The 24,256-nt window shown below is 69.0% G+C and carries 19 protein-coding genes; 7 read left to right on the top strand and 12 right to left on the bottom strand.

Going from position 1 to position 24,256, the window contains the following annotated elements; translation table 11 throughout:
* Positions 1–303: 303 nt before the first annotated feature.
* Positions 304–1,008 carry a FadR/GntR family transcriptional regulator gene (locus tag IE263_RS37465; protein ID WP_189942540.1) on the bottom strand — a complete coding sequence of 235 codons (705 nt, stop codon included), beginning with the start codon at positions 1,006–1,008 and terminating at the stop codon, positions 304–306.
* A gap of 498 nt (positions 1,009–1,506) precedes the next feature.
* On the opposite strand from IE263_RS37465, the gene IE263_RS37460 reads away from it, so the two are divergent.
* Positions 1,507–2,304, top strand: coding sequence for an SDR family NAD(P)-dependent oxidoreductase (locus tag IE263_RS37460; RefSeq protein WP_189942539.1), 798 nt, complete (start codon positions 1,507–1,509; stop codon positions 2,302–2,304).
* Between the two features lie 277 nt (positions 2,305–2,581).
* Here IE263_RS37460 and IE263_RS37455 read toward each other — a convergent pair whose 3' ends face one another.
* Positions 2,582–4,540 carry a TolB family protein gene (locus tag IE263_RS37455; RefSeq protein ID WP_229911377.1) on the bottom strand — a complete coding sequence of 653 codons (1,959 nt, stop codon included), beginning with the start codon at positions 4,538–4,540 and terminating at the stop codon, positions 2,582–2,584.
* 782 nt (positions 4,541–5,322) lie between these two features.
* On the opposite strand from IE263_RS37455, the gene IE263_RS37450 reads away from it, so the two are divergent.
* From IE263_RS37450 to IE263_RS37430, 5 genes are all read left to right on the top strand, one after another.
* On the top strand, positions 5,323–6,531 hold the full coding sequence (locus IE263_RS37450) for a glycoside hydrolase family 1 protein (protein WP_189942538.1): 1,209 nt from the start codon (positions 5,323–5,325) through the stop codon (positions 6,529–6,531).
* A gap of 173 nt (positions 6,532–6,704) precedes the next feature.
* On the top strand, positions 6,705–8,912 hold the full coding sequence (locus IE263_RS37445) for a hypothetical protein (protein ID WP_189942537.1): 2,208 nt from the start codon (positions 6,705–6,707) through the stop codon (positions 8,910–8,912).
* A 94-nt stretch (positions 8,913–9,006) separates the two neighbouring features.
* On the top strand, positions 9,007–10,332 hold the full coding sequence (locus IE263_RS37440) for an ABC transporter substrate-binding protein (protein WP_189942536.1): 1,326 nt from the start codon (positions 9,007–9,009) through the stop codon (positions 10,330–10,332).
* Entirely contained in the window at positions 10,332–11,240 is a 909-nt protein-coding gene (locus tag IE263_RS37435) for a carbohydrate ABC transporter permease (protein WP_189942535.1), read from the top strand. The genes IE263_RS37440 and IE263_RS37435 overlap by 1 nt, the downstream gene beginning before the upstream one ends.
* A gap of 26 nt (positions 11,241–11,266) precedes the next feature.
* Positions 11,267–12,184: a carbohydrate ABC transporter permease gene (locus IE263_RS37430; RefSeq protein WP_189942534.1), complete on the top strand. Its 918-nt coding sequence runs from the start codon at positions 11,267–11,269 to the stop codon at positions 12,182–12,184.
* A gap of 245 nt (positions 12,185–12,429) precedes the next feature.
* Here IE263_RS37430 and IE263_RS37425 read toward each other — a convergent pair whose 3' ends face one another.
* The 4 genes from IE263_RS37425 to IE263_RS37410 form a co-directional block, all read right to left on the bottom strand.
* Entirely contained in the window at positions 12,430–13,233 is an 804-nt protein-coding gene (locus tag IE263_RS37425; protein WP_189942533.1) for an SDR family NAD(P)-dependent oxidoreductase, read from the bottom strand.
* Positions 13,234–13,271: 38 nt separating this feature from the next.
* Positions 13,272–14,030: an SDR family oxidoreductase gene (locus IE263_RS37420; RefSeq protein WP_189942532.1), complete on the bottom strand. Its 759-nt coding sequence runs from the start codon at positions 14,028–14,030 to the stop codon at positions 13,272–13,274.
* Positions 14,031–14,059: 29 nt separating this feature from the next.
* Positions 14,060–15,022: an alpha/beta fold hydrolase gene (locus tag IE263_RS37415; RefSeq protein WP_189942531.1), complete on the bottom strand. Its 963-nt coding sequence runs from the start codon at positions 15,020–15,022 to the stop codon at positions 14,060–14,062.
* A gap of 338 nt (positions 15,023–15,360) precedes the next feature.
* The gene (locus tag IE263_RS37410) at positions 15,361–16,203 is read right to left on the bottom strand and encodes an oxidoreductase (RefSeq protein ID WP_189942530.1); all 843 of its coding nucleotides are present in this window, start codon (positions 16,201–16,203) and stop codon (positions 15,361–15,363) included.
* A 286-nt stretch (positions 16,204–16,489) separates the two neighbouring features.
* On the opposite strand from IE263_RS37410, the gene IE263_RS37405 reads away from it, so the two are divergent.
* Positions 16,490–17,404, top strand: a complete 915-nt coding sequence (locus tag IE263_RS37405; protein ID WP_189942529.1) for a helix-turn-helix transcriptional regulator — start codon at positions 16,490–16,492, stop codon at positions 17,402–17,404.
* Between the two features lie 93 nt (positions 17,405–17,497).
* Here IE263_RS37405 and IE263_RS37400 read toward each other — a convergent pair whose 3' ends face one another.
* From IE263_RS37400 to IE263_RS37375, 6 genes are all read right to left on the bottom strand, one after another.
* A complete protein-coding gene (locus IE263_RS37400; protein WP_189942528.1) occupies positions 17,498–19,384 on the bottom strand; it encodes an RICIN domain-containing protein in 1,887 nt (628 codons plus the stop codon).
* Between the two features lie 160 nt (positions 19,385–19,544).
* Entirely contained in the window at positions 19,545–19,802 is a 258-nt protein-coding gene (locus tag IE263_RS37395; protein ID WP_229911385.1) for an alpha-L-arabinofuranosidase C-terminal domain-containing protein, read from the bottom strand.
* Positions 19,803–20,040: 238 nt separating this feature from the next.
* On the bottom strand, positions 20,041–20,256 hold the full coding sequence (locus IE263_RS37390; RefSeq protein WP_189942527.1) for a glycoside hydrolase family protein: 216 nt from the start codon (positions 20,254–20,256) through the stop codon (positions 20,041–20,043).
* 663 nt (positions 20,257–20,919) lie between these two features.
* Positions 20,920–21,117, bottom strand: coding sequence for a hotdog fold domain-containing protein (locus IE263_RS37385; protein ID WP_229911376.1), 198 nt, complete (start codon positions 21,115–21,117; stop codon positions 20,920–20,922).
* Between the two features lie 210 nt (positions 21,118–21,327).
* The gene (locus IE263_RS37380) at positions 21,328–23,205 is read right to left on the bottom strand and encodes a DUF2264 domain-containing protein (protein ID WP_189942525.1); all 1,878 of its coding nucleotides are present in this window, start codon (positions 23,203–23,205) and stop codon (positions 21,328–21,330) included.
* Positions 23,202–24,221 carry a hydroxyacid dehydrogenase gene (locus tag IE263_RS37375; protein WP_189942524.1) on the bottom strand — a complete coding sequence of 340 codons (1,020 nt, stop codon included), beginning with the start codon at positions 24,219–24,221 and terminating at the stop codon, positions 23,202–23,204. The genes IE263_RS37380 and IE263_RS37375 overlap by 4 nt, the downstream gene beginning before the upstream one ends.
* Positions 24,222–24,256: the final 35 nt, after the last annotated feature.

Raw genomic sequence — 24,256 nt, 5'->3', positions numbered from 1 at the left:
CGTTGCAACGAAGGTAGGGACCGGTGCGGGCACTGTCAACGAATTGGTCCAACAAATCTTAGAGGTGGCATCCATTCTGAGCCCGCGCCCGTTGTGGCGACATAGCGGGATGCGGCGGTACGGCGCCGGAGCAGACGTGCGGGAGCGGGATCAGCACGGTTTCCGTGGGCCCGTGGCCTCACAGGGCTCGCCGGACCGGACCAGGCCGGCTCTCGCCGGCTTCGGACACGTCGAAGGGCCCGCGCGCCGAGGGCGCGCGGGCATGACGCTTCGGGGAGGGATGCTCGGAGGTCCCGGCCGCTGTCAGTCCGAGGTCTTGCCGGTGATCTGCCGCCATACCTCGTAGTGGCGTTTCACGGCGAGCGTCGCGGCCTCAGGGTCGTTCGCGGCGATCGCGTCCGCGATCTCCTCGTGGACCGCGTCCGTCACCCGGCGGCGCGGCGTGCCACCGGCCTTCAGGTCTTCGGCCTCCCAGGCGGAGCGGCGACGATCGTGCAACAGCCCGCGCAGTGCCGCTGACAGGCCATCCGTGAGCAGGTCCAGCACCGGACTGTCAGCGATCCGGTAGAGCAGGCGGTGAAACTCGTAGTCGGCGCTGTCACCACGTTCGACGTCGTCGGCCGATGAGGCCGCGTACATCTCGTCGATCTGGGCGCGCAGCCTGCCCACGTCCTGAGCGTTCGCGCGTTCCGCCGCACTGCGCACGACCGCCGTCTCCAGCATCTCCCTGGCACGCTCCAGTTCGGCGGTGGAGATCTGGCCGAACCTCACGGCCAGGTTGAAGTACAACCTGGCGAAAGCCGGATCGGGCGCCTCAAGGTAGGTGCCGCTGCCCTGCCTGCGCCGCACCATGCCCATAGCCTCCAGGGTCGCGAGCCGCTCACGCAGGGTGCCACGGCTCACACCCAGACGGGCCCCGAGTTCACGCTCCGTAGGCAGTCGGCCGGAGTTCCCGTCCGCGGTGGCCTGGGTCAACAGGGTCACCAGAAGTTCGGTCTCCGCGTCCATGCCCAACCCCTCCTCGCCCTCGCGGGGCTTTGTCGCTGCACTTCCCTGACCATGCCGGAAGCACAGCACTTGCACACCTGCGTGTGTGCGAGCGCGCCCGCTGCCTGACCGGAGCACGCTTCATCCACCGATCGCAGGGGATATTTGTTGGACCAATGTATCGCTCGATCAACCGGAGAGGGGTACGTTTGACGACGACGAGGATTGGTCCAACGAATATCAGAGATCGTCCAGGGGGCCTGGAGCCCGCCTGGTTCTCGCACCACGCGACCGAAGGAAGACCGCAGTCGCAAGCACTCCTTGGGGTCCCCTTGATCTTTTACACCATCGAAGCGATCGGCCCCACCGAGCTGCGTCAAGCGCCGGGGCGTTGTGGCGAGCCGGATCGCCCGCAAGCGCGTTGAACGCGTGGAAGTTGTCGACCAACTGGAACGCCGACACCCCTGCCAAGGACTGGGCCTGCGGGCACGCCAAGACCACACCCCATAGGAGCACACCGTGAACAGCGCCCTCTCCCGCCGGCCACTGGTACTGGTCACCGGCGCCTCCGCCGGCATCGGCTACGAACTCGCCCTGCTCTTCGCCCGCAACGGTTACGACCTCATCGCCACCGGTCGCAGCGACAACATCCACAAAGTAGCGGCCGACTTCGAACGCCACGGCGCCCAGACCATCCCCGTCCAGGCCGATCTCGCCGACCATCAGGGGGTGGAGAACGTCTGGCAGGCTGTCGCGAAGACCGGACGGCCGCTGGAGGCCGCCGTGCTCAACGCCGGTCGCAGCATCGGAGGAGCCTTCCTCGACACCGACCTGGACGACGAACTGGGTCTGATCGCGCTGAACATCACCTCCGTTGTCCACCTCGCCAAGCACGTGGCCCGGCACATGGCCGAACGTCGCCGCGGCCGTATCCTGATCACCTCGTCGATCTCCGCCACCACGCCCACGCCCTACGAAACCACCTACGGCCCTTCGCGGGCTTTCACCTTCATGTTCGCCGAGTCACTGCGGCACGAGCTCAAGGAGCACGGCGTCGGCGTCACCGCCCTGTTGCCCGGCGCCACCGACACCGACTTCCACTCCCGCGCCGGCATGGACAACACCGCGCTCGGCCCCGGAGCCAAGAAGAACAGCCGACGTGTGGTCGCCCAGCAGGGATATGACGCACTCATGGCCGGCAAGGACCATGTCGTCGGAGGCGACCGTGCCACCAAGCGCACTGCCTTGATCAACCGAGTACTGCCCGAACCCGTCAAGGCCGCCCGCCAGGAACGCTTCACCAAACCCCGCACCTGAACCACCGACCTCGCCCCCCGGCGGAACACCGCCTGCCTCAGGTCGAGGGCCTCCGGGCCGCGGACATGCGCGACCTGGTTCAGCTGGATCGGCGGACATGAGGTGGGCGACCCTCCCGGTTGGCTCGGTACAGGCCCGCCCGGGCGGCCGCATGGGGCCAGATCCGACCACTCTTCGGTGCGCCCTGAAGGACGACTGTTCCGCGACGTGGGCCGGTCCCGGTGGGCGGCCGTCGCCGCCCACCGGGACACACCGTTACGTCGCGATCTCGGCGAGATCAGGTTCCGTTGGCGGGCTGGGTATAGGCGTGGCCGTCGACGGTGGTGATCAGCGTGCCGGTCGCCTGGAATTTGTTGGTTCCCACCGTGATGTCCAGGTGGAATCCGTCGGGGCCGGTCTTCTTCGTCGCGTGGACGCGTCCGGTCCCGATCTCGGTCTGGACCAGGTCGGAGTACCAGTCGATCCTGTTGTGGAAGGGGGTGTCGTTCTGCAGCGTCATCCTCTCGGTGCCGTTGATGAGATAGCGCCCGTCGTCGGAGTAGTCCTCGTAGGTGACGGCGAGGGTGCTGATGGCGGTGTGCGCGTTGTTCTCGGTGACGGTGACCTCGGCCGAGCCGGACTTCTTGCCGTCCAGGGTGTACGTGCCCTGCGGCAGATGCCTTCGCGTGGGGATGGCACTGCCCGGCTCGTAGGGGACTGCCCAGGGGACGGTGTCGGAGATGGGGGCGACCGGCTTGCGCTGCTGCGGCTTGCGGCTGGTGAGGTCGGCGATCATCAAACGCTCGGTCCGGCCGCCGGGAGCGGTGGACACGGGGCAGGGAAGCGGGTTCTGTCCGCCGCAGTCGGGCGGGATGACCAGCGACTGCCAGTACGCGATCCGGGTCCCGTCGGGTGACCACTTGGGGTCGGCCCGGCCGTTCCACAGCGGGTCGTTGATGCTGCCGGGGCTGCCGTCGCCGGCGGCGTTGAGCCGCTGACCCGCGTAGGAGCCCCGGTCGCCGTAGGCGTCGATGAGGTACGGCTGGAAGAACCGGCGCTTGCCGTTGTTGCGGGCGGCCGAGATCGCGCTGGCACTCAGAAGGTCGGTGATGCCCGGGACATCGCGCATGGCGGACAGGAACGACAGCCGGTCGGTACCCCGGGTGTCCATCACCACCGTCCACTTGCCGTCGGGCGAGATGTCGACCGGGTCGACGTACTCGGGGTCGGCGGTCAGCCGGCGGACCTTGCCGGTGGTCAGGTCGGCCGCGAAGACGTCGATGTTGGACGACTCCGCCGGGTATCCGACGTAGGTGACCTCGCGTCCGTCGCCGGAGAAGCCCCGCAGCTCGCCGACCGAGGGCACGAACGGATCGAATCGCAGTTTGCCGGGGCTCCCGGGATCGATGTCCACCGGTTGCGTGGTGGTCGGGTCGAACAGCCGGCTGACCTTGACCAGGTCATAGCGCGGTACCAGGGGTGTGCCCGTCGTCGGGGACGGGTTGAACCGCAGTCGGCCCAGGTACGAGAACTGGTCGAGCCTGCCGCCCGTCACACTCATCGAGCTGAAGCCCAGGTGGGTGTCGTCGGGGTGCAGGCGCAGTTCGCGGATGCTTCCGCCGGGCCCCGAGCCGTCCGCGGTGGTGTTCCAGCGGATGGGGTAGATGTGGACCCGCTGCGGGGTGCAGGCCCGGTCGGCCAGCTGGTAGGGGCCGCAGTCGATGATGTTCGTCCCGGCGAGGACCCGCTTGCCGTCACTGAACGCCTGGGGGTAGTCCATCGCGTCGGCGGGGCCGAGTGCGTTGCTCTGGGGGACGCCGCAGGTGACGCACTTCCACGCGTCCCCGTTGGGGAAGGTGGTGCCGTCGCTCCTGACGAGGATCAGCTGCTGACCGGTGTAGATGCTCGCCGGGTCCGGTGCCGCCGGTGCGCCGGTGAACAGCACCGTCGCGACGATGGTGCGGCTGTCCGGCAGGAAGTTCCCCGAGAACAGGCCGGTGGACTGCCCGACGCATCCGGTCCCGCGCGGGTTGATCTCCCTGGTGCAGGAGCCGGCCTCGGTGCTCGGCGTGACCGGCGGCAGCGGCAGCTCCCGCACCTTGACCGGCTCGGGCCTGGGCGGCGGGACGACCTGTCCGCTGTCCGCGGCCGGCGAGGCATGCGCGGGCTGCAATGAGCCGCCGCTCACGGCCAGGGCGAGGATCACCGTTATTACCGGCAACACTCGCGGGATCCGGATTCTTCTCACGTACAACATGCCTATCTCCTCCTTGAGTTGGGCGTCACAAAGGTGCGGGTCAGGGGAGGCGTCCTCCTCGCTCGGTCGCAGGCCTCGTCCGGGACGGGAGCCGTTCGCGTACAGGAACCCGTCCGTGGAGATCACCCGGCGATGAGCCGCCGTGTTCTCACGGTGCTCGGCGCAGCCACGGGGCTCCCTCGCGGCTCGGTGTCGCACACGCCCTCTGTGCGCAAGCCGGCTCCTTCGGGTGTGGTGGTGGGTCTGCGGGGAGGCAGAAAAGGGCGCCGCCGTACGGCCCGGGTGCTGCGTGCTGCGAGGAGTCCGAGGCGAACGGCGCGGTGGACGCGTGTCGCGATCACGTCGAGTGGCCCCCGGCTGAGGGCGGAGAGGGAACGCGAGAGGGGCGGCTCGTTAGAATGTAACCACGGTGGTGGCAGTTCGGCGATTAGACCCTCAGGCCGCAGCGGATGGCAAGACCCTGAACTCGGTTGCCCCCGCCGGTGGTTGCTTCAACGGTGCAGGAGGTCGCATGAGTTACGCCCCGTCAGCACATCGTCGTGGGCCGCTCGCGCGCGACGTGTGACGGCCCTGACCTGGTCGCCGGCGGCAAGGCCGCTCCGGCACTCGCTGGAACCCCCGTGTCCGGATGAGCATTTGAACGTTTTGGTTTCTTCTGATTGACCTATTGACCAAATACCGTAAGCCGATCAGTATTCCCGTGACTCGAACAGGCAGGAGGTGCCATGACTGATCGAATGAACAATCAGGCAGCGGCGTCGTCCGCACCCCAAGGAGCTGGAATGCCGGGCAGTACCCACAGCGACGGTTTCCTCTGGGGGGCCGCCTCCGCCCCGCACCAGATCGAGGGCAACAACACCAACAGCGACTGGTGGGTGCGTGAGGGCCAGGTGCCCGGCCTGGAGCGCAGCGGGGACGCCTGCGACAGCTACCACCGCTACGAGGAGGACATGCGGCTCCTCGCGGAGGCGGGGCTCAACTCGTACCGATTCGGCGTGGAGTGGGCGCGCATCGAACCTGTCCCGGGGGAGTTCTCGCGGGCCGAACTCGCCCACTACCGCCGCATGATCGACACGGCCCTCGGGTTCGGCCTGACACCCATGATCACCCTGCACCACTTCTCCAACCCGCGCTGGTTCGCCGAGGAGGGCAACTGGGCCGGCGAGCGGGCGGTCGACCGCTTCGTCACCTACGCGGAGCGAGTGACCGACATCCTCGGCGACGTCCCGTACATCGTCACCATGAACGAGCCCAACATGCTCGCGATGATGCTGACCAGGGACCGTCTGACGCTCAAGGAGCAGCAGCGGTCGGGCATGTGGCAGAGCCCCACTGTGGACACCGACCGTCGCGTGAAGTGGCCCACTCCGGACACCGACATCAGCGACGCCCTGGTCAAGGCGCACCACGCGGTCCGTGACGTCGTGCGCGCCCACACCGACGCGGCCGTGGGCTGGACGGTGGCCAACCGGGCCTTCGCCGCCCGCCCCGGCGCCGAGGAACGCAAGCGTGAACTGGAGTACATCTGGGAGGACCTGTACCTGGAGGCCGCGAGCGGCGACGACTTCATCGGCGTCCAGGCGTACTCCAGTGTGTGGGTCGGCAAGGACGGCATCGAGCCGCATCCGCCGCACCCCGACAACACCCAGGTCGGCTCTGCGTACCGGCCGGACGCGCTGGGCATGGCGGTGCGCCACACCTGGGAGGTCACCGGCCACACCCCGATCCTGGTGACCGAGAACGGCATCGCCACCGCCGACGACACCCGCCGCATCGCGTATACGGACGAGGCGTTGCGGCACCTGTTCGCCGCCATGGACGACGGCATCGACGTACGCGGCTATCTGCACTGGTCCGCTCTGGACAACTTCGAGTGGGGCCACTGGACACCCAAGTTCGGGCTGATCGCCGTGGACCGGGAGACCTTCGAGCGGCGTCCCAAGCCGAGCCTCGCCTGGCTCGGGGACGTGGCCCGCCGCGGCCGTCCCTGAACATCTCCGAGCGTCCCGCGGGGGAGGGCCACAACTCCGCGCCCCGCGAACACCCTCGCGCGCCGTCAGCACATGAAGGAAGCACGTATGTCCGCCCAGCTCACCCCCGGCTCGCCGGTGTTCCGTCGCGGCGTCATGACCCCGTCGGCCGGCTCACGTGAGGGAGTCCCCACGTGACGCTCGATCGACGCCAACTCGTCCGCCGGTACAACCCCGTTCTGACAGCGCCGCACCCCACCGACGTCCTCACCGTCGGCAACGGCGACATCGCGATGACGGTCGACCTGTCGGGCCTGCAGACCTTCCCGGAGTTCCACGAACTGCGCCCGGATCCGCGGCGCGTCGTCGACGACGGCGAGGCCGGCCTGCCCGCGCACCTGCCGCGCCCGTTCGACCGCGACGACCACCAGATACCTCTGCGCACCCAGTCGACCTGGGGGTGGTACCGCACCCGCACCGAGCGCGCGTTCCTCGCCCACGAGGCGACGACCTCGTACGAGACGCCGCGTGGCAGGGTGACCTACCTCGACCGCAAGAGACTGCACCGCGCCGGCGACCCGATCCCGGACGAGTTCGCGGCCGGTTCCTGGTTCGCCTTCAACCCCCGCCGGATGCACCTCGGGCGCCTCGCGCTCGGCGCGACGCCCGACGGGCCCCGGCTGGACGATCCGCACCGGCTCACGGACGCCCGCACAGAGCTCGACCTGTGGACCGGGACCGTGCACGCCACATACCGGCTCGACGGCGTCCCCGTGGCGGTGACGACCGTGGCGCACCCCGTCATCCATCGCTTCGCGGTGCGTCTGCGGTCCCCGCTGCTGGCGCGGGGCCTCGGCGTCGCCTGGTGCTTCGATCCACAGCCCGACGACCTCGCGCCTTTCGAGCTGCCGCTCGACGAACACGTCGGGTGGACACAGCTGAGCCCGGGACGCTGGGAAGCACATCGCTTCGTCGAGTCTTCGGCGTACTCCGTCGAGATCGAGACGACGGGTCACCTCTCCCGGTACGACGGCGGCGGTCGCGCCCTTGTGACGACCGATCAGCCGGAACTCGACGTGGTGGTCACCCTCCGGCCCAAGGAGCGCGCTGCCTCCCCGACGCCCGCGTACAGGCCGTCGAGCGCCGACGCCGACGTGACCGCGTCAGACTTCGCGTCCGTCCAGGAGACCTCCGCGCGATGGTGGGAGAACCACTGGCTCGGTGGCGCCGCAGTGAGCTTTGAAGGCAGCGCCGATGAGCGGGCCGAGGAGTTGGAACGTCGCGTCGTGCTGTCGCAGTACCTGACGGCGGTCAACGGAGCCGGCGCCACACCGCCCGCGGAGACCGGTCTGACCTACAACACGTGGACGGGCAAGTTCCATCTGGAGATGCACTGGTGGCACGCGGCACACTTCGCGCTGTGGGGTCGCGGCGAACTGCTGGAACGCAGCCTCGGCTGGTACCACGACGCCCTCGCCGCCGCACGAGCCACCGCCAAGCGTCAGGGCTACCGTGGCGCGCGCTGGCCGAAACAGACCGACAACTCGGCACGTGAGTCGCCCAGCCACATAGGCGTCTTCCTGATCTGGCAGCAGCCTCACGTGATCCATCTGCTGGAACTGCTGCACGAGGAAGGCCGATCGACCGAGTTCCTCCGGGAGCACTATCCGCTGGTCGAGGCGACCGCCGACTTCATGGCCGACTTCGTCGAGGAACGCGATGGTGCCTTCACGCTGCCGCCACCGCTCATCCCCGCACAGGAGAGCTACCTCGCCGACCGCCTCACCAACACCGACCCGACCTTCGAACTCGTCTACTGGTCCTGGGCCCTCGACGTCGCGAACGCGTGGCGGCGCCGGCTCGGGCTCCCGCTCCGCGACGACTGGGAACGTGTCGCGCGCGGCATGCGCCGACCACTGGTCCTGCCGGACGGCACGTACGCCGCACTCGCGACGCCGCCGTACCTGGTGCGCAGGGACCATCCGTCGATGCTGATGGCGCTCGGCTGGCTGCCCGACACCGGGATCGTGGACCCCGACGTCATGGGCGCGACCCTCGACGCGGTGTGGAACCACTGGGATTTCCACACCAGTTGGGGCTGGGACTACCCGGTCATGGCGATGACGGCCGCACGCCTCGGCGACGTGGGCCGCGCGTTGGACGCGCTGCTGTTCCCCTCACCCAAGAACCAGTTCCTGACCAACGGCCACAACCCCCAGATGCCGGGCTTCCTCACCCTCTACCTCCCGGCGAACGGGGGACTGCTCGCCGCGGTCGCCCACATCGCGGCCGCCGTGGAGGGCGGAGCGAAGCCTCCCGAGGGCTGGACCATCGCGGCCGAGGGTTTCGGACGACAGCCCGGTGACCGCCTGATCCGGACCACCTGGACGGCCCGGTCCTGACCACGGCGTCGGCCACCGACTTCCCCCACACACATCAAGCACCACAGCACAGCCTCCCCATCTGTCAACAGCGCACGAATCAAAGGTGATAGCCATGCGCAAGAACCCCACCGCTCAGCCCGTTTCCCGGCCCATGAGTCGCCGCTCCTTCGTCTGGACGGCCGGATCGCTGAGCATCGCCGCGTCGCTCCTCCTCCAGGGGTGCGGGTCGGGCAGCGACACCGGGTCCGACGGCGGCAAGGTCGAGCTGACCTTCATGAACCAGTCGCGTGGTCAGGAGGCCGCTCTCACCGCGCTCGCGAAGCAGTACACGAAGCAGACGGGGATCGCCATCAAGATCGAGTCCCCCGGTCCGGCGGACTACCTGGCGAAGCTCCAGGCCAAGGCGCAGTCCCGCAACATGCCCGACGTGTACTCGTCGTTCCTCGCCGTCGACATGGCCCCGTTCTACAAGGCTGGCTGGGCCATGAACCTCGAGCCCGAACTCAAGGGGGCGTGGGGCGAGGAGTTCGCTCCGGGGGTCGTCGAGCAGTCGGCGTTCACCAAGGACAACAACCTCGGTGTCCCGCCGGGCATCTACTCGGCCCACTGGGAGACGCAGTCCTACGGCCTGATCTACGACCCCGCGAGGACCAAGATCGACCCGAAGACGCCGCCGAAGACCATGGACGACCTCGTCACCGCGCTGAAGGCGTCCAACAAGGACGGCAAGGGCAACTTCGCGGTTGCCGCTTCGCTCACCCCGGCGTTGATCCAGGAGTTCGCCTCCAACTGGCTGACCGACCAGCAGATCTCGGACACCTTCGCCGGCAAGGCGAGCTGGAAGGCGGACGGCTGGCGCAAGGCGTTCCAGCTCCTCGTCGATCTGAAGGACGCCGGGCTCATATCCAACGGAGCGCTCCCCGGCGGCCAGGGCGACAACTCCGGTGTCGAGACGTCCTTCTTCAACAAGCGTGAGGTCGGCGCCATCTTCGACGCCTCCGCAGGCGTCTCGGTGGGCAAGCGCACGGCCCCCGACTACACCGACTACGCCTCGATGCCACTGCCCGCCGCCTCGGACGCCACGCAGACACCGCGGTCCCCCGGCGTCCCCGGCAAGGGCGCCGTCGTCAACCCCCGCGGCAAGCACCCCAAGGAAGCCCTGGCCTTCGTCAAGTGGCTGACGATGCCGGAGCAGCAGAAGGCGTTCGCCGAGCAGGCCCGCATCGTACCGACGAGCCAGAAGGTCCTGGCCGACGGCAGTGTTCCCGCGCAGCTCACCGGCTACGTCGAGGCCACCAAGAACCAGCAGAAGGTGACCAACAGCCTCACCCCCGACGTCAACGCGGCGCTCACCCGTGACACCCAGAGCCTGGTGCTTGGCGAGAAGACCGTCGACCAGGTCCTCGACGACCTCCAGTCGGCGCAGGACCGCGGCTGATGGCGTCGTTGACGGCGCGCGTCCGCGACCGACGCACCCTGCGCCGCAACCTCATGGCACTGACGTTCCTCGCCCCCGCGATCGTGCTCATCGGCGTGTTCACGATCACGCCGTTCGTCAACGCGATCACGCTGAGCTTCCAGTCCTGGGACGGGATCAGCCTGGACACTCCCTGGGTGGGCCTGCAGAACTACGAGTTCGTCTTCAAGGACGACGAGTTCTGGGCGTCGATGAAGAACGTCGCCGTATTCGGCGTGGTCGGCTTCTTCCTGGGGAACGCGGTCTCCCTGGGCATGGCCATCGCGGTGAACCGGATCCGGCGCCTGCGGACCTTCTTCCGCACCGTCTTCTACCTGCCGGGCATCCTCTCCGTCGTGGTCGTCGGCGTGATCTTCCTGTTCATGTTCGAACCCCGGACGGGGGTCCTCAACCGGCTGCTCGACACGGTCGGCCTGGAGTCGCTGCAGCAGAACTGGCTCGGAGACCCGACGTTCGCCCTGCCGTCCGTCGCCGCGGTCTTCATCTGGTTCCACTGGGGTTTCGGGTTCCTCCTCTTCCTCGCCGGTCTGCAGGACATCCCGGAGGAGCTGTACGAGGCCGCAGAACTCGACGGCGCGCGCGCCTGGGCCAAGTTCCGGTACATCACCTGGCCGCAACTCGCGCCCGTGACCACGATCGTCAGCCTGCTGACCCTCCTCGCGGCCCTGCAGATCTTCGGCACCGTCCAGGTCCTCACCAACGGCGGCCCCGGCTCGCACACCCTGGTGCCCACCCTCCTCATCTACGAGGAGGCCTTCACCAACAACCGCTACGGCAGCGCGGCGGCGATGTCGGTGCTCTTCGGCGGTGCCCTCGTGGTGCTCTCCTTCATCCAGCTCACCATCGCGCGACGGCGGGCCGACAAGTGACGACGAAAGCAGGTGACCGGGCAGACATGGTGACGTCGCTCGCAGGCACCCAGAAGAATGGTGCGGCCGAAGCCCCACCCGGAAACCCCCTCCACGACCGCTCTCCAGAGCCGCCGCGCCGCCGGCGCATACGGCCCGAGCGGGTGGGCCTGTACGGCCTGCTCGTCGCCGCGGCACTGACCGCGCTCTTCCCGCTCCTGTGGATGCTGTCCGGATCGCTCCAGACACAGGACGAACTGCTGTCCGGTGACCATTTCCTGCCGAACGTGCCGCACTGGCAGAACTACGTCACCGCCTGGACCGACGGCGACCTCGGTACGTACCTCTCCAACAGCGTCTTCTACACGCTGACCGCCGTGCTGGGCATCCTCGTCGTGTCCAGCATGGCCGGATACGTCCTGGCCCGGGTGGAGTTCTGGGGCAAGGGCTTCATCACCTTCGTGATTCTCGCGGTCATGATCATCCCCGCTCCGGCGATGTTCCTCGCCCAGTACCGACTGCTCCTCGACCTCCAACTGACCAACAGCCGACTCGGCTACATCCTCATCCTGATCACCTCCGGGATCCCGATGGCGACGCTGATCATGCGGAGCTTCTTCGTCAGCCAGCCCAGGGAACTGGAGGAGTCGGCGGCACTGGACGGCGCGTCACCGCTCAGGATCTTCGCGAGCATCATCCTTCCCCTGGCCCGTCCCGGCCTCGCCGCCGTCGCCGTGATCCAGGGCTTGCACGCCTGGAACGAGTACCTCATGGCCCTGGTCCTCTTCGACGACAACGGACTCATGCCCATCCAGCGCGGACTGACGAGCTTCAACTCGGCTGAGACACCGCAACAGCAGGTTCTGCTCGCCGCGACCGTGATCTCGGTCGTGCCCGTGATCGTGTTCTATCTGCTCGCGCAGCGGAACATCGTGAACGGCCTCGGCGCCGGCGCGCTCAAGTAGACCGGCGCCTCGTCCATCGTCTCGGAGGGGACTCCGTACGTGGTGAGCGGTACACCGAGGAGCTTGACGACGGTACGCGGCAGCGGGCCGCCCCCAGCCCCGGGCGCCGAGGGCGTGGACGGGCGGGGCCTGTTGGTTCGGATCCTGGGTGGTTCGCACACCACCAGGTGTGGAGGGCAGGGCGCTGCAGCGGGAGGGAGCCGGAGTCGGCTCGTGACATTCCAGGCCCGGGCTTCATGGCCCCTCTACTGTTCAGGGCGCGGCTTTGCCTTGGTGGCGTGGCGGGCGGCCTTGTAGGTCTCGGGCAGGAAGCGGTGTTCGACGGCGGTGCGCTTGGTGGCGGCGTCGCCGCCGACGACCTCGGCACGCCCCTTCATCAGCGCGAGGAAGCCCTGGCGGGCGACGGCCTTGCGGCTGTTCTTCTTCATGCCGGGGCCGAAGGCGGTGTTGTGCATGCCGGCGCGGGAGTGGAAGTTGCTGTCGGTGGCGCCGGGCATGAGGCACGTGACGCTCACGCCGTGCTCCTTGAGTTCCTCGCGCAGCCCGAGGGCGAACATGCGGGTGAAGGCGCGGGAGGGCCCATAGACGGTCTCGTAGGGGGTGGGCAGGGTCGCCGACAGCGACGAGGTGATCAGGATCCGGCCGCGGCCGTTGCCGGCCATGTGCCGGGCGACGTGCTTGGCCAGGTGGACGACGGAGGCCACGTTCAGCTGGATCAGGGAGAGCTCGTCGTCGAGGTCGGTGTCGAGGAAGGCGCCGCCGATGCTGCGGCCGGCGTTGAGGACCGCGGCATCCAGCGGCCGTCCGGCCTCCTCCACCGCCCGCCACACCGTCTCGACGCCCTCGCTCTGGGAGAGGTCGGCGCGTACGGGTGTGACGTGGACGCCGTGCCGTGCGAGGTCGGCCGCCGCCTGGTCGGTGTGCTCGCTGCGGCCGGTGGCGATCAGGTCGAAGCCGTTGATGGCGAATAGCTTCGCGAGTTCGTAGCCGATGCCCGCGGAGGCCCCGGTCACCAGGGCGAGCGGGCGGTGGGAGGCGGTGCTGGTCATGCGAGGTGCTCCGTTTCTGTGTGGGGCTGGGGGTTGGTCTACCAGTCCTGGCGGGTGGGGTGGATGACGATGTCGTTGACGGTGACGTCGGCGGGCTGGTCGAGGGCGTAGGCGACGGCGTCGGCCACGCGGTCGGGGTGGATGGCGCCCTCGTTGAGGTTCTGGGCGATCTGCCTGCCCTCGGTGTCGGTGACCTTGTCGGCCCAGCCGGTGTCGATGACGCCGGGGCTGATCATGGAGACCTGGATGCCGTGCGTGATGCCGACTTCCTGGCGAAGGCTGTCGGTGATGCCGCGGATGAAGAACTTGGTGGCGCTGTAGACGCCGCTGGCGTCGCCGACGCGGATGCCGGCCACCGAACTGAGGTTGAGGATGTGGCCGGACCGGCGGGCGATCATGCCGGGCAGGACGGCGCTGATGGCGTGCAGGTAGCCGCGGAGGTTGGTGTCGATCATCTTGTCCCAGTCGGCGACGGCACGGTCGGACCACTTGGAGAAGAGCATCAGGCCGGCGTTGTTGACCAGGTGGTCGACGGGGCCGTACTCGCCGGCGGCGAACTCGATCAGGCCCTCGACGTCGTCGAGGCGGGCGACGTCGGTGATGCGGGCGGTCGCGGCGCCGCCGGCGTCGCGGATCTCGGTGACCAGGGTGTTGAGCTTGTCGGCGTTGCGGGCGGCGAGGACGACGCGGGCGCCGCGCGCGGCCAGGGCCCGGGCGGTGGCCGCGCCGATGCCGGAGGAGGCGCCGGTGATGACGCTGACGCGGCCCTGGAGGTGGTTGTCGTGGCGGTCTGTCACGGTGGCTCACTCCTTCTGCGAAGCGGTGTTCAGGCGGTGCGTGCGCGGGTGTCGAAGTCGAGGAACATGTGCAGGAAGCCCTCGGGGTTCTCCTCGGGCACCCAGTGGCCGGCCTCCTCGACGAGGTGGCCGGTGACGTGGTCGGCGATCTCTTCGCACATGGCCTGGTAGTTGGCGGCCAGTGCCTGGGTGGCGCCGCCGGAGGCGAGGACGGGGACGGTGAGCTTGCCGTGGGAGGCGATGGCGTCGCGGTGGATCTGGGCGTCGTGGTCGAGTTCCCGGTAGATCTCGCACAGGGCGCGCATCGCCCCGGGCGCCTGGAAGGCGCGCGCGTAGACGTCGATGTCGGCGTCTGTGATCGCGTCGGGCTGGTAGGTCAGGTCGTCGAAGAACCGGGTGATGTACCAGCGTTCCCGGCCGTGGGTGAGGTGGACGGCGATGTCGGGGTGGGCGTGGAAGTCGAAGTGCCAGGCGCTCTTGGCGACCTTGCGCTGCTCGTAGTAGTCCGTGCCGGGCAACGGCGCCTCCATGGTGGTGAGGCTGACCACGTCGTCGCGGTAGCGCAGGGCATAGCCGAACGCCAGCATCGAGCCGAGGTCGTGGCCTACGACTGAGACGGGCCCCTGGACGCCGAGATGGTCGTGGACGAGGGTGTGCAGGTCGGCGGCCATCGTCCACTTGTCGTAGCCGTCGCGGGGCTTGGTCGACGTGCCGGCGCCGCGGTAGTCGGGGGCGATGACGCGGTAGCCGGCCTGCGCGAGCGGGGCGAGGACCTTGCGCCAGGCATGCCGGGTCTGCGGGGCGCCGTGGATGAGCACCGCCGTCTTCGGCACCTGTCCGTCGGGCCGGGAGGAGAGCTCGGCGAGGGTGTAGCCGATACGGACTCCGGCTTCCTGGTCGATCCAGGCACGTCCGTGACGGATCTGGACACTGCCGTCGTCGGTGCCGGTGCCGGTGCCGGTGCCGGTGGCTGCGGCGGAGTACGTATTCATCCTGGAGCACCTTTCGTCGTACGCGTGCGGGCGGTGGATGAGGCTGCGGGGCCGCCGCCGGCTGAGGGCCGGCCGCCGCGGGGCGGACGCTCGGGTCAAGCGGTGCGGCAGTCCGGCGCCGACCATGCCGCGTCGGAGTGGGGGCCGGTGAATAGCGCCTCCATCTCCTTCACTGTCGTGTGCAGGGGCCGGGAGTGCTGAAGAAGACGCGGCGGGTCCGTCGCACACGCCACGAGGGATCACCGTGCGGGGTGCGGCAGCGCGACTGCCGGGCCGCCACCGGCCGATGACAGGCCGTGGTACGGCGTCGTCACCGGCCGGCGGCGCCTGGCGCGAGGTCAGGCGAAGTCGGCCGACTTCGTCAGTGCCTCGTTCGCGCGGATCTCGGCGAGCATCGATTCCAGCTGCTCGATTGCCATGCTGTATGCCGGGGCGCCCAGCAGCAGGCGCTGGGGGTGGGTGTCGGCGGCGAGGGCGGTGATGATCGCCCGGGCGGCGGCGTGGGGGTCGCCGGGCTCCCTGCCGGTGTCCGCGCGGAACCCGGCACGCGCCGCGCCGACCGTGTCGGCGTAGTCGGCGATCTCCCGCTCGGGCAGCGTCTCGTTGGCGGAACGGCCGGCCCAGTCGGTGCGGAAGGGGCCGGGCTCGACGAGCAGCGTGGTGATGCCCAGCGGGGCGACCTCCTGGCGCAGGGCGTCGGTCAGGCCCTCGACGGCGAACTTGGTGGCTGCGTAGTAGCCGACGGCCGGGAAGGCGCGCAGTCCCCCGATGGAGGAGAAGTTGACGATCGTGCCCGAGCGGCGGGCGCGCATGCCCGGCAGGACGGCCCGGATGACGTCGGACAGGCCGAAGACGTTGATGTCGAAGATCCGGCGGATCTCGTCGTCGGTGCTCTCCTCCACGGCGGCGAAGTATCCGATACCGGCGTTGTTGACCAGCACGTCGATGCCGCCGAAGTGCTGCTCGGCAGCCTCGACGGCCTCCCTGACCTGCGCGGCGTCGGTGACGTCGAGGGGCAGGGCGAGCGCCTGGTCGTTGTTCTCGACCAGATCCTTGACCTGAGCGATGTCGCGGGCGGTGACGACCGCCTTGTGGCCGGCGGCGAGGACCTCCTGGGCCAGAGCGCGGCCGAAGCCGGTCGAGCAGCCGGTGATGAACCAGACCTTCTGCTGGACAGTCACGTTGGGGATCTCCCTCAGAACGGGCGCACCCCTCCCACGCCGACCACCAGGGGTGACGGCGACGGGGGTGCTGTGTACGGGGTGAAGCGGCGCCCGCCCCGGCCGGTGCCACGCACACAGCAGGCGGGCCGCAGACCCTTTGCAGGTCATCGCGATGGCCGCCCCACCATTCATGCACGCCGAGAAGCCGCAGGCCAAGCCAGCTGCGGGGGCCACTGCTGCCTGGGAAAGACCTTCCCCCCCACGCCAGTGGATCCACACCGCGAGCCGGGGAACACTAGTCCCTATGGCGAACAATGCCGAGGAGATCAAGAAGTTCCTGCGCGCCCGGCGTGACGCGGTGCGCCCCTCCCAGGTCGGTCTGGCGAACTATCCGGGCCGGCGAGTCCCTGGCCTGCGCCGCGAGGAGGTCGCGCAGCTCGCCGGGGTCAGCGTGGACTACTACACCCGCCTGGAACAGGGACGGCTCACCAGCGCCTCCGAAGGCGTCATCCTCTCCATCGCGGAGGCCCTGCAGCTCACCCAGGCCGAGACCCAGTATTTGCGCGACCTGCTGCGCCCCCAGCCCCGCCGCACCGCGGAAGTGGCGCCGCCCCAGCAGGTGCGGCCCGATCTGCTGCGCATGCTGAACGGACTGCACGACCAGCCCGCCTTCGTCCTCGGCCGCCGCAACGAGGTCCTGGCCTCCAACGACCTCCTCGACGCGCTGTTCACCCCGTTCAACCACCGCCCGGCCAATGAGCGCAACCTGCTGCGATGGATGCTCCTCGATCCCGCCGCCCGCTCCCTCTACCTCGACTGGGCGCAGATCACCTCGGAGGTCGTCGGTGTGCTGCGCGCCGAGGCCGGCCGCAACCCCAACGACCCGCAGATCGCCGAGTTCGTCGCCGAACTGCGTGCGATATCGCCCGAGTTCCGGACCTGGTGGGCCGAGCGGACCGTCGTCGAACGCACCTGGGGCACCAAGCGGTTCAACCACCCCGTCGTCGGCCGCCTCGACATCACCTACGAAGCCCTCTCCCTGCCGGGCGACCCCGACCAGATCCTCTTCGTCTACGCCGGCAAGACCGACGACGACCTCGGAAAGCTGCGCATCCTCGCCAGCTGGTACGCCCAGTCCACCCCCCGCCCCGCCACCGCCGGCAACGACAGTGCCCGGCCTGACGGCCCCGCCGCCAGCCCTACCCCACGCTCCATCTGAGGGTGTGGCACAAGGTTCCGACGCGACGACGCGTGCCCACCGCAGCGGAATGCGTCCGGTGGGCACGTCATGGGCTCGAATCGGCCTTCCTGGTTATCTGACGAACACCAGGTTCCAGTTCTGGTCGAGATTACCGTTCTCCTGCTGTTGCACCGCCAGCGCGCCTTCGGACGTTGATCCGTCCTTGATGCCGAGCGCCTTGGAGCTGTATCGGTTGAGCAGCTTGTAGGTGCCGTTCGCCGACGTCACCAGTTGCCACTCGTGGTCGGCGGTTCCGTTGTCCGACCACTGCAGGGCCTGCGCGCCGTCCGCGGTCGACATGCCGTTGATGCCGAGCACCTTGCCGGAGTTCACGTTCGTGAGCTCGTAGTTGCCATTGCTCTGCTGGTTGAAGGTCCACTCGTGGTCGGCTGTCCCGTTGTCCGACCACTGCAGCGCCTGGGCGCCGTCGGTCTTCAACATGTTGGTGATGCCGAGCACCTTGCCGCTCTTGGCGTTCTGGATCTTGTAGACGTGTCCGCTCTGGATCGGGGTTCCGCTGCCCGCGGAGAAGGTGATGTTGCTGGTGTAGTTCCCGATCACGAACCGGCCGGCGGCGGCGTTCGTCACCACGTTTCCGTTGACCGTCAGGTTCTCGAAGGCCACGTTCTGGGTCATCCGGGTCGCGTCATTGCCGTAGATGCTGTTGTCGTACTGCAAGTTGCCGTTGTACGAGAAGTTCTTGACGGTGACGCCGTCGATTCCGCGACCGACTGACAAGCCGTATCCCGGATTCTTGTAGGTGATCACGTCCAGGAACTTGCCGACGAGTACGTCCTCCCACCGGATGTCCGCGAGCAGGACGTCCGTCACGAGGTTCGAATCGCTCGCGGTGAGAGACATCGGCGAGACGGCGGACAGCGGGTTGTGCGTCAGGATGTCCACGTTGGAGATCGTGATCCCGCTGATCGTGTCGGGGTCGTCCGGATTGCCGTGTGTGCCCACGTTGACCGGATGCCCTTTGCCCGGCATGAGGATCGAGTTGGTCACGTTGAAGACGTTCGTGCTTCCGAAGTACCCGAAGCCGGCATCGCCACGCGAGCCGTAGATCGCGATGCTGTCGTCACCGGTGCGGATGTAGGAGTCGTTGATGTTGATGTTGTTGGACGCCATCGCGTCCACTCCATCGGTCCACTTCCTGTACGCCAGGAGCTTGACGTTGTTGACGGACACGTTGTTCGAGGATCCGAGGTCGACCCCGTAACCACCGTTGTTCAGGTTGCCGTAACCGTTGACGATGATGCCGTCGACGGTCACGTTCGTCGAGCGATCGACCGAGACCCCCTCGCCGTCGGGGCGGTAGAGGATGCCGCGCCCCCTGATCGTCACGTCGGAGACGTCGTTCGCGATGACGCCGCCCCTGACCACGGCTCCGCCGGCGATGTACAGCGTCTTGCCGCTCGGGACGGTGATGTCGCCGGTGTCGTAGAACCCGGGGCCGTAGTAGATGACGTTCGGATCCGACGCGCTGGGCACGTTGGTCTCCAGCGGGTTGGCGAAGATCATCAGGTCCTGGTCGACGTTGTCGTTCACATCGACGACGAGCTTCATCGGCCCCGAGATCGTGAAGGTCGCGGTGTTGCCGCTGATCGCCGGTGTGACGCCTCTGGCCGAGGGCTTGACCTTCACCGTCGACACGGCCGCCAGGTTGTAGGTGACGGACATTTCGACGGGACCGTTGGTGTCGAAGTAGACGAACGAGGCCCACGTCGCCCTTGAGGGGCCTCCGATCCGGGTCTGGTACTCGTCCAGGTCGGTCCAGGTTCCGCCCGGGGTGCGCACCTTGACCGTGTAGTCGGTGCTCAGGGGGTTACCCGCAGGCGCGGGGTAGGTCGTCAACGTCGTCGTGGCGGCGTGAGCGGGTACCGCGAACACGAGCGACATGAACATCGCTGTGATCAGACACGAGATGAGAGCGGCGATCTTGCCTTGGCGATGCATGGACATCTGTACCTCTAATCACTATGTACCGAAGGGGGAGTGTGTTGACAGAGCGTTCACCGACGGCCGGGAAGAAGACGTACCGCGCTGCGAGGGGGTGTGGGAGTGGCGCTGGTGGGTCGGCTCGCGAGCGTGGAGCTGGAAGGTTTCGGGGCAGGGGTCAGTGCAGCTGGTTCGTCAGCCGGGTCATGTTCCAGGACAGGGGCTCGAGTTCGGCGTGCAGGACACCGTCGGTGACAGTGGTGCCGGTGGCGGGGTGGGGGGTGCCCCGGTCGCGTCGGTGGGCGGTGTTGGTGGCGTCCGGGTCGCTGTCGGCCAGGACCAGGTGCTCGGTCACGGCGCGGGCCTCGACCCCGCGCAGGTCGACGGTCAGCGGGAGGGCGCCCGTCTGGCTGCGGTCGACCGCGAAGACGGCGATGACACCGGTCTTGTCGTCGATGACGGCGGTGGCGTCAGGCAGCGGTGCACCATCGGTACCTCGCCGAACTTCGCCGTGGTGTAGGTCCCAGGTCGCGGAACACGTCCTGGCCGTCCCAGCATTCGACGATCATCCAGTAACGCCCGTCCAGCGCGAAGACGTTGGGGCCCACGTGCCGCCGGTGCTCCAGGACCGGGCCCCGCACCTGCCGTCCGTACGGATCGGGTGAGTCCTTGGCTCAGGTGTGCGAGCCGTGGGCCTCGTCCTTGTACCGCATGTGCCGTCCGGAGCCGTCCGGCAGCGGGTGGACGCGGGAGTCGATGACAGGGGGGAGCCAGTGCCACGGGTCGCTGCTGGTGTAGTGGACGATTCTGCGGTCGTGGCCTTCCCGGCGGTCCGGTATGCCGGTGATGTGGCTGACGTACATACGGAACACCCCGTCGGGGCCGCGCACGATCTCCCGGTGCCCAGAACGTATTGGTCCCGGGCTCGAAGGCCAGGCTGTCCGGCACCCCGCGGTAGAGCCAGTCGCGGCCGTCGGTGCTGGTGGCCACGCCGATCGCGGTGCTGTGCACCCAGGAGACGCCGGGTCCGGCCGGCGTCGGCGTGACGCGGTGTGTAGAACGTCCACCACTGCCTCCCGCCGTACTGGACGACGGGATCGGTCGGACCCGCGTGGACGGGGTCCTCGTACGGAGGTGCCGAGGCGGGGATCAGCGAGGTCATGCCGACCTTCTTCTGCCGGCGACCGCCGGCTTCGCGCGGAGGAAAACGCCGAATCCGGTAAACCGGATGTTACGGCTGGGAATCGGGATCAGAATGTCCGCCAGGTTCATCGTCGTCAAGCCCTTGAACCTTGGGATTTTTCGAAGCTTCCTCGAGTGGATCACTCGAGGCGTCTCCAGGATGCGCGATTCTTGCAGTCCATACGGCCTGCTCGGGCCACTACCTCCGTCGTCCGACCCACCCCGGGGCGACGGGTCTCCATCGAGACGTCGCCCACCTCATATGACAACGATGAATCTCGGCGCGATGCTCACACCGCCTGGGCCGGTGGCCCCTGCCCACGAGGAGACCCAGTGCCACAGTGGAGGCTCAGACCCGGAGACAGGACGCCTCAAGCCGGAGTGTCGTCCAGGAAGCGCGAGGACCCGTCGACCGGCATCGTGCCGTGGCTCTTCGCAGCGATCCTGCCGTCCCTGTCAAGGACGGTGATGGTCAGGAAGCCCATGGTCCGGCCGCGCCGGTCCACCACGTCCTCGAAGGTGAGACCAGGCCGCCGTGGACCGCGTCGTTGGGATTGGGCGGTGCGCATCGTGACCGCCGTCAGGGAGCCAACGCCAAGTCGGAGACCAGACCGGGACCGGCGCCGGCCGTCAGCCCCCACGCCGTTGCGAGGGAAGCGCCGGAAGCGCGCCGCCCCTACGGGCGAACGCGGCCCGTCTCACTCCCATCAGCCAGGAACTCTGCGGGCTTGAGACCTTCGCATGCCGGCGGGGCCCTCCCTGACTGTTCGGGGCGACCGTCAATCCAGCAAGGACACGGCCATCGGTCCGAAGCCGATCACCGATCGGGCCCCGTCCAGCGCCCAGATCACCTGGACTCGACCGTGCTCGACAACGAGTTCGGTGACGGCCTCCTCCAGCGGGAGCGGCTCGGCGGTCAGGGCGGCCAGGCTGACGTGCACCGTGGTGCCCCCGGCCTGCCCCGCGAGGCGGGGCACCTGGGCCCACCGGGCGTGGGCCGTGCCCTGCGGGGCGCGCAGCAACTCGGAGCCTTCGTCCCAGCCGTGCAGAGCGTGCAGTGCCGAGACGACGGAATCATCGGGGCCGGTGGCCCACCCCGTATGGGTGACACGGGAGTCGGTCGGCGCGCCGATCACCCGGTGGACGCGGAGTTCGTACGGGCCCCTGGCGACTGTGACACTCTCCACCCGCAGCCCGGGCACCATGGGCGGTCCCGCGGTGAAGACCGGCCGGTGCCAGGAGGCGGCCCAGCCCCAGCCGTCACCGCCGCCCGCTCCCAGCGGATGGATGCGACGCCGTACGCTGCCCCGCCCGCCGACCTCGACGGACAGGTGGTTGTCCGCGATGTTCCCGCTCGCGGTCGGTCCGGTGCGCGTCGAGTACGCCTGCCGTCCGTAGAGCGGATCATCCGTCGCCGTTTCGCCGTCGTGGGGGCGTACGTGGTCACTGCCGTGGTTGTGCAGCCGTACGATCCCGTCCGCGCGGGTCGACTGGATCAGCAGGCCCGGCGCGGGCAACGCGAGGACGCGGTCGGCCGTCTCGACCGGGGCGGGCTCCTCGGGGTCGGTCCACAGCGGATGGCCGGGTGGGGCGAGCAGGGCGACGAACGCCTTCGAGGCCCAGTACGGGGAGGAGGGCCCGGAGTACGTCTGCAGGCTCGCCTTGTGCGGGCCGTACCAGCCCAGGTGCAGCAAGCCGTCCTCGGTGAGGGCGCCCCGGTCCAGGAAATGGCGCAGGCTGCCGCTGATCAGGCGGCGGGAGGCGCCCGGGGACAGCGGGGTGTGGCCGGTGACGGCGCCCAGGCCGACGGCCGCCGAGGCGGCGAAGCGGTACGTCAGTGAGCGGCCGTAGTACAGGGGCGCACCGTCCGCGGCGAACATCAGGCCGAAGCCTTCGAGGTGCTCGCGCAGCCGGGTGCCGTACGCCTCCGCGTCCGCCGCCGCGAGGTGGGCGTCGAGAACCGGGTACAGGTGCAGGGCCCAGCCGTTGTAGTGGTCGAAGGCGCGTCCGTCGCCGTCGCTGTACCAGCCGTCGCCGACGTACCAGCCCTCCAGCAGTTCGCGTGCGCGCTGCCGTACGGCGGCGGTCTCGGCGTCGCCGCGGCCCACCGACTCCAGGAACCCGGCGACGGTGTGGGGGAAGAGGTACCAGTTGTTGGGCGCGGGGGTGTGGCGCAGGGCGCCGCGCAGCCATTCCTCCGTGCGGTCCTGTACGCCGGCGTCGAGGTTCTTCCACAGCCACGGCGCGGTCAGCCGCAGGCCGAGCGCGATCGACGCCGACTCGACCATGGGCTGACCCGCGACCAGGTGGTCGAGGATGAGCGGCCAGGACTCGGTGTCGTCGCGGCCGGGAGTGCGAGTGCCGGAGGCGAGGCCGCTCGCGTAGCGCTCCAGCCAGCCGTGCGGGTCGCCGCCGCCGGCGCCCGCCACCCGGAACGCGGCGGCCAGGAACGTACGGGCGAAGCCCTCCAGACCGTCGGAGCGCACGCCCGCCGCGGAAGGGCGGCCGGGCAGGTCCAGCAGGGCGCCGCCGGGAGTGCTCCAGCGCCAGGCGGAGGCCAGCAGGCCGTCGGCGACCGCCTCCCAGTGGGCTCGGGTGTACCCGGTGTACGGGCTCGACTCCCGGTCCTCCGGGGGGAGTTGGAAGGCGAGGGTCATGCCGAGTACGCCAGCCTCTCACGTCGTACGGGATGCAGGAAGCCGGAGCCGGAGGCCCACCGGGCGATCTCGGCGACGGCGTGTTCGGCCAGGCGCCCCCATTCGTTGCCCTGCGAACCGGCGAGGTGGGGGGTGATGAGAACGTTGTCGCAGTCCCACAACGGGTGCTCGGGCGGCAGGATTTCGGGGTCGGTGACGTCGAGGACGGCCCGGATGCGGCCGGCCCGGGCGGCGTCGGTGAGCGCGTCCTGGTCGATGACCGCGCCCCGGGCCGTGTTGATCAGTACGGCGCCCGGACGCATCGACTCGATCAGGGAGCGGCTGACCAGTCCGCGGGTGGCGGGCAGCAGCGGGGTGTGCACGCTGACGGTGTCGCTGCGGGTGAACAGCTCCGTCAACTCGACTCCTGTGGCGCCGAGTTCGCCCGCCTCGGCGTCGGTGACGAACGGGTCGTGGAGGAGGACCTCGATGTCGTGCTCACGCAGGAGTTCGATGACCCGGCGGCCGATGAGCGAGGCGGACAGGATGCCGACGGTGCGGTGGTGGTTGCCGATGGTGCGCGGAATCAGCGCCAGGCGTTCGAGGGTTCGGGTGGCGCGGAGGACGCGGGCGCGTTCGAGAGTCTGTTTTCCGGTGAGCAGGATCATGGCGAGGGTGTACTCGGCGACCGGCAGGGCGTTGGGGACCGCGGCCGAGGACACCTCGATGCCGCGTTCCCAGCAGGCCTCGGTGATGTGCCCGCGCACGCTGCCCGCGGCGTGCACCACCGCGCGCAGCCGGGGTGCCCCCGCGAGGACGTCCGCGTCCAGCGGCGGGCAGCGCCAACCGGTGACCAGCAGGTCGACCTCGGCGAGGATCTCACGGGCCCGGGGGGTGCCGAGGTCGTCCAGGACGGGGAGCGGGGCGAGGTCGCAGACGGCGTCGAGCCGGGCGAGACTCTCGGGGGAGAAGAGGACGGTGGCCGCGTCCTGGGACATGGCGAGGGCAGCCCTGGGGCGGCGCTTGGAGTCGGTCATCAGAGTGCGGGAACTCCTCAACGAGGCAATGAGAA

The sequence above is a fragment of the Streptomyces aurantiogriseus genome (assembly GCF_014649375.1).
GTDB classification, from domain to species: domain Bacteria; phylum Actinomycetota; class Actinomycetes; order Streptomycetales; family Streptomycetaceae; genus Streptomyces; species Streptomyces aurantiogriseus.
The sequence above is the reverse complement of the archived record's forward strand: the minus strand, read 5'-3'. Positions and strand labels throughout refer to the sequence as shown.

Excerpts from the sequence above, each read along its gene's own strand:
- IE263_RS37465 (WP_189942540.1), bottom strand. The coding sequence starts at position 1,008 with ATGGACGCGGAGACCGAACTTCTGGTGACCCTGTTGACCCAGGCCACC.
- IE263_RS37455 (WP_229911377.1), bottom strand. The coding sequence starts at position 4,540 with ATGTTGTACGTGAGAAGAATCCGGATCCCGCGAGTGTTGCCGGTAATA.
- IE263_RS37450 (WP_189942538.1), top strand. The coding sequence starts at position 5,323 with ATGCCGGGCAGTACCCACAGCGACGGTTTCCTCTGGGGGGCCGCCTCC.
- IE263_RS37440 (WP_189942536.1), top strand. The coding sequence starts at position 9,007 with ATGCGCAAGAACCCCACCGCTCAGCCCGTTTCCCGGCCCATGAGTCGC.
- IE263_RS37435 (WP_189942535.1), top strand. The coding sequence starts at position 10,332 with ATGGCGTCGTTGACGGCGCGCGTCCGCGACCGACGCACCCTGCGCCGC.
- IE263_RS37430 (WP_189942534.1), top strand. The coding sequence starts at position 11,267 with ATGGTGACGTCGCTCGCAGGCACCCAGAAGAATGGTGCGGCCGAAGCC.
- IE263_RS37425 (WP_189942533.1), bottom strand. The coding sequence starts at position 13,233 with ATGACCAGCACCGCCTCCCACCGCCCGCTCGCCCTGGTGACCGGGGCC.
- IE263_RS37415 (WP_189942531.1), bottom strand. The coding sequence starts at position 15,022 with ATGAATACGTACTCCGCCGCAGCCACCGGCACCGGCACCGGCACCGGC.
- IE263_RS37405 (WP_189942529.1), top strand. The coding sequence starts at position 16,490 with ATGGCGAACAATGCCGAGGAGATCAAGAAGTTCCTGCGCGCCCGGCGT.
- IE263_RS37400 (WP_189942528.1), bottom strand. The coding sequence starts at position 19,384 with ATGCATCGCCAAGGCAAGATCGCCGCTCTCATCTCGTGTCTGATCACA.
- IE263_RS37385 (WP_229911376.1), bottom strand. The coding sequence starts at position 21,117 with ATGCGCACCGCCCAATCCCAACGACGCGGTCCACGGCGGCCTGGTCTC.
- IE263_RS37380 (WP_189942525.1), bottom strand. The coding sequence starts at position 23,205 with ATGACCCTCGCCTTCCAACTCCCCCCGGAGGACCGGGAGTCGAGCCCG.
- IE263_RS37375 (WP_189942524.1), bottom strand. The coding sequence starts at position 24,221 with ATGACCGACTCCAAGCGCCGCCCCAGGGCTGCCCTCGCCATGTCCCAG.